The following is a 3,986-nucleotide window of genomic DNA, read 5'->3' on the forward strand; positions in this document are numbered from 1 at the left end:
GGTCAACAGCGCGCTGCAGGGCACCCCCACAAAAAAAAAGCACGAGCGCACGCGCGCGCCCGGTGGGCCCGACCGCCACCCCCCACCCCCCCGCGCCCGCCTCCGCCTCCACCCTCGACGACGAGCACCGCGAGCTGCTGGACCGCTACGTCCGTGCCTTCGAGGCGTACGACATGGACGGCCTCGCCGCGCTGCTGCGCGAGGACGTCACGCTCAACATGCCGCCGTTCGCGATGTGGCTGCAGGGGCGGGAGGAGATCCGGGCCTGGATGCTGGGCCCCGGGCACGGGTGCCGCGGCTCGCGGCTGCTCCCGGTGACGGCCAACGGCGGGCCGGCCTTCGGCCAGTACCGGCCGAGCCCGGACGGCGGGCACGAGCCGTGGGCGCTGATCGTGCCGGAGGTGTCGGAGGGGCGGATCACCGGGTTCACCAACTTCCTCGACACCGACGTGCTCTTCCCGCTGTTCGGCCTGCCGCCCCGGCTGGCGGCCGCGTAGCCCGCTCCCGCCTCGGCGCGTCGGTGGCAGAGTGGGGCCGTCGAACCCACCCTGCCCCAGGAGGACCGCAGTGACGGCTGAGCCCTTGAAGTCGCGCGAGGAATGGTTGGCGTCGCTGCCGAGGATCTACGCGGCGGCGGGCTGCCTGCTGCGGGACGAGTCCGGCCGGGTGCTGATCGTGAAGGCCGGGTACCGCGAGCACTGGCAGTTCCCGGGCGGCACGATCGACCTCGGCGAGGGCCCGGTGGAGTGCGCCGCACGGGAGTTGACGGAGGAGACCGGCATCGTCGGTACGGCCGGCGAGCTGCTGGCCATCTCCTGGACGCACCCCTCGGCCGAGCTCGACCACCCGGCCGAGCACTTCATGTTCGACTTCGGCACCGTTGCGGACGGCACCCCCGTGACCGTCCCGGCCGGTGAGTTGGACGACTACCGCTGGGCCTCCGTCGAGGAGGCGCTGGAGCTGCTCGGCCCGGCCCGTTCGGCCCGGCTGCGGGCGGCGCTGGCGGCGGCCGCCGACGGCCGGGTCCGGATCGTGACCACGCACGTCTCCGGGTTCTAGGGTCAGGTCCTAACAGTCAACCGCCGTGCCTCGGGCGGGAGTTCCGCCCGAGGCGAGGCGGCCGGATCCTCACTGCTGCTGCTCGGACTCCGCGTTCCGGGCGGCGATGATGGCGGCGATGGCCTCCGAGATGAAGGTCTCCGCCTCGGACTTGTCGACCTTCAGTCCGGCGAGCACGCCCTCGCCGTGCTCCTGCTCCAGCAGCGCGAGCAGGATGTGTTCGGTGCCGACGTAGTTGTGCCCGAGCTTGAGCGCCTCGCGGAAGGTCAGCTCCAGCACCTTCTTGCCCTGCCCGTCGTACGGGATCAGCGCGGGCGGCGTCTGCTCCACGGCGGCCGGCAGGACGGCGGTGGTCGCCGTCCGGACGGCCTCCGGGGTGACGCCCTGGGCGGCGAGGGCCTTGACCGCGATGCCCTCGGGCTCGGCGAGCAGGCCGAGCAGGATGTGCTCGGCGGTGATCTCGGCGTTGCACGCCTTCCGGGCCTCCTCCTGCGAGGCCACCACGACCTTGCGGGCCCGGGGCGTGAACCGGCTGAAGCCCTGGCTGGGGTCGAGGTCGTTCGGGGCGCCCGGGTCCTTGGGGACGAAGCGCTTCTGGGCGGCCTGCTTGCTGACGCCCATGCTGCGGCCGATGTCGGTCCAGGAGGCGCCGGAGCGGCGGGCCTGGTCGACGAAGTGGCCGATGAGGTGGTCGGCGAGGTCGCCGAGGTGGTCGGCGGCGATGACCGCGTCGGAGAGCTGGTCCAGCGCGTCGGGGTGGATCTTCTTGATGGCCGCGATCAGGTCGTCGAGGCGCAGCGGAGTGGTGCTGGGAACAACGGGATTCTCCATGCGTCAACCGTAGGTTGTCGATGCGACATCGTCAACCATCGGTTGACGATGATCGGTGGAGGCTTTCGTGGAGGCTTCGGCGGCCGTCCTATGCGGCGGGCAGCAGCCTGTCCCGGACGGCGGCGATCCGCCCGGGGGTGACGCCGGCCGCGAGCAGGTAGCCGACCGGGTCGAGCCCGTCGAGCGCGGACGCCAGGGCGGCCTCGGCGGTCGTCCCGGCCTCGGCGAGCACCGCGTCGATCCGGCGGTACGGGTCCGGCAGGCCCAGCATCCCGTACAGCGGACGGACGTTGGGGGCGCTCAGCAGGTAGTCCTCGGCGATCGTGGCCCGGTCGGCCCCGGCCAGGGCGAGCAGCAGCAGGGCGGCCAGGCCGGTGCGGTCACGGCCGGCGCCGCAGTGCACCACCACGCCGCCGGGGCGGGCGCCGGCGATCGCGGTGATCAGCGCGGCGGCGGCGTGCGGGCAGTGGTCCAGGTACGGGCGGAGCGCGAGCGGGGTGCCGTCCAGTCGGCCGTGGGCCTTCCACCAGGCGGGGCCGGCGAGTTCGTCCAGCGGGACGCGGACCAGGTCGACGCCCTCGGGGAGCGGGAGGAGCGGCTTGTACTCCTCGGCGTTGCGCAGGTCGACCACGGTGCGGACGCCGTGGTCGAGGAGGGCGTCCCAGCCCTCGGCGGTGAGGCGGTCCAGGTTGTCCGCCCGGACTATCGCGCCGCGGGCGGTGGGCCGGCCGGAGGCGGTGGGCAGTCCGCCCAGGTCGCGGACGTTCAGGCAGCCGTCCCAGACGAGGGTGCGGTCCTCGGCGGTGATCAGCGCGTCCGTCGTCCGGTACATGGGGCTCCCCGTTTCCTCGCAGGGGGTCCCGTTACCCCCTCGTTATGTAAGGACTCCCGGGAGATCGGGATGGTTCCTGGCCGTTCGACCGGTGGGCCCCCGATGGGCCCCCGCTGTTCAGGCGGCGGTCGGGGCCTCGGCCTCGGCGCCGACCAGCTTCGCCATCGGCTCGACGGCGGTCTGACCGAGCATCGAACCGGCCACGATCGCGCCGATCAGGAACACGGTGGACAGCCAGGCCATGGTCGAGACCGGCAGGGTGAAGGCGCCGACCACCCGGGCCACGCACTCGGCCAGCAGCGCGGTGCCCCAGATGACCGAGAACATCCGCTCGTGGCGGCGGAACGCCCGCGACGCGGCCGCCCGCCCCTCGGCCAGCCGCTGCCAGGCGGCGGCGCGGTCCCGCTTGCCCTTGGTGACGAAGGGCATCAGCATCGGGCTCATCACCGGCCGGCCGATCAGCGCGGAGACCAGGATCGCGATGGCCACGGTGCCGCTCAGCCCGCCGTCCTTGGCGATCATCAGCCGGGCGTCGCCGGTGACGAAGGTCAGCGCCAGGCCCGCCACGTTGACGGTCAGCATCAGCGCGGCCCACAGGTTGAGCGAGCGCTCGCGCAGCAGGCCGAGGACGGTCCGGGCGGCCGGGAAGGCGCTGCTCCAGGCCAGTGCGGCGAACTCGCTCAGGCCGCAGGCCGAGTGCAGCAGGTAGTAGCCGGCCAGCGGGGCGGCCACGTCGAGGGCCAGCGGGCGGAGGCCGGAGGCCAGCGGGTTGGAGGCCTTGGCGTGGGCGGCGGCGCCGGCGGGCTTCACGGGAGCGGGAGCGGGAGCGGTGACGGGAGCGGCGACGGTGGCGGTGACGGCGGCGGCGCTGACGGTCTGGCTCACGGTGGGTTCCTCCCCGGCTGGTGGCCGCGGGCCCCTGCCCGCGTCGTGCCTCCAGTCTTTCCGGCCGACCCTCCGCCGGAGCAGTGTCGTCCGTTGCGGGATCCGTGTGACAGCTGTCATGGTGCGCGCCGTGACACCGCCTCCGACCTGCAGTTATTCCTGAGAGGTGGAGGGGAGGGAGCACGGCTCGCGGCCCGGGGAGCCCAGGCGGCGGACGGTGCAGAACCGCTCGACCCCGCCCCAGGTCCTTCGACCGGGGCCGATCCGGTCGCCCGAATGGCGCATCATGTGGCGGGTGCAGAGTGCAGAACGCCCAGGAGCGGGCACCGGCAGTTCCGTCGGACGGCCCGGACCAGTACCCCCCTCCGCCCCGCCGCCG

5 protein-coding genes are annotated in these 3,986 nt (G+C 73.6%); 2 read left to right on the top strand and 3 right to left on the bottom strand.

What is annotated here, in order from left to right; translation table 11 throughout:
- Positions 1–62: 62 nt before the first annotated feature.
- Both OP86_RS32195 and OP86_RS32200 read left to right on the top strand, forming a co-directional pair.
- Complete coding sequence (locus tag OP86_RS32195; protein ID WP_051831166.1) at positions 63–497, top strand: nuclear transport factor 2 family protein; 435 nt, start codon at positions 63–65, stop codon at positions 495–497.
- 70 nt (positions 498–567) lie between these two features.
- Positions 568–1,059 carry an NUDIX domain-containing protein gene (locus OP86_RS32200; protein ID WP_063832507.1) on the top strand — a complete coding sequence of 164 codons (492 nt, stop codon included), beginning with the start codon at positions 568–570 and terminating at the stop codon, positions 1,057–1,059.
- 69 nt (positions 1,060–1,128) lie between these two features.
- Here OP86_RS32200 and OP86_RS32205 read toward each other — a convergent pair whose 3' ends face one another.
- The 3 genes from OP86_RS32205 to OP86_RS32215 form a co-directional block, all read right to left on the bottom strand.
- The gene (locus OP86_RS32205; RefSeq protein WP_030057171.1) at positions 1,129–1,890 is read right to left on the bottom strand and encodes a Clp protease N-terminal domain-containing protein; all 762 of its coding nucleotides are present in this window, start codon (positions 1,888–1,890) and stop codon (positions 1,129–1,131) included.
- Positions 1,891–1,978: 88 nt separating this feature from the next.
- On the bottom strand, positions 1,979–2,722 hold the full coding sequence (locus OP86_RS32210) for a tyrosine-protein phosphatase (protein WP_051831170.1): 744 nt from the start codon (positions 2,720–2,722) through the stop codon (positions 1,979–1,981).
- Between the two features lie 117 nt (positions 2,723–2,839).
- Entirely contained in the window at positions 2,840–3,607 is a 768-nt protein-coding gene (locus tag OP86_RS32215; RefSeq protein ID WP_033334386.1) for a VC0807 family protein, read from the bottom strand.
- Between the last annotated feature and the right edge of the window lie 379 nt (positions 3,608–3,986).

The sequence above is a fragment of the Streptomyces novaecaesareae genome (genome assembly GCF_000716875.1).
Lineage (GTDB): Bacteria > Actinomycetota > Actinomycetes > Streptomycetales > Streptomycetaceae > Kitasatospora > Kitasatospora novaecaesareae.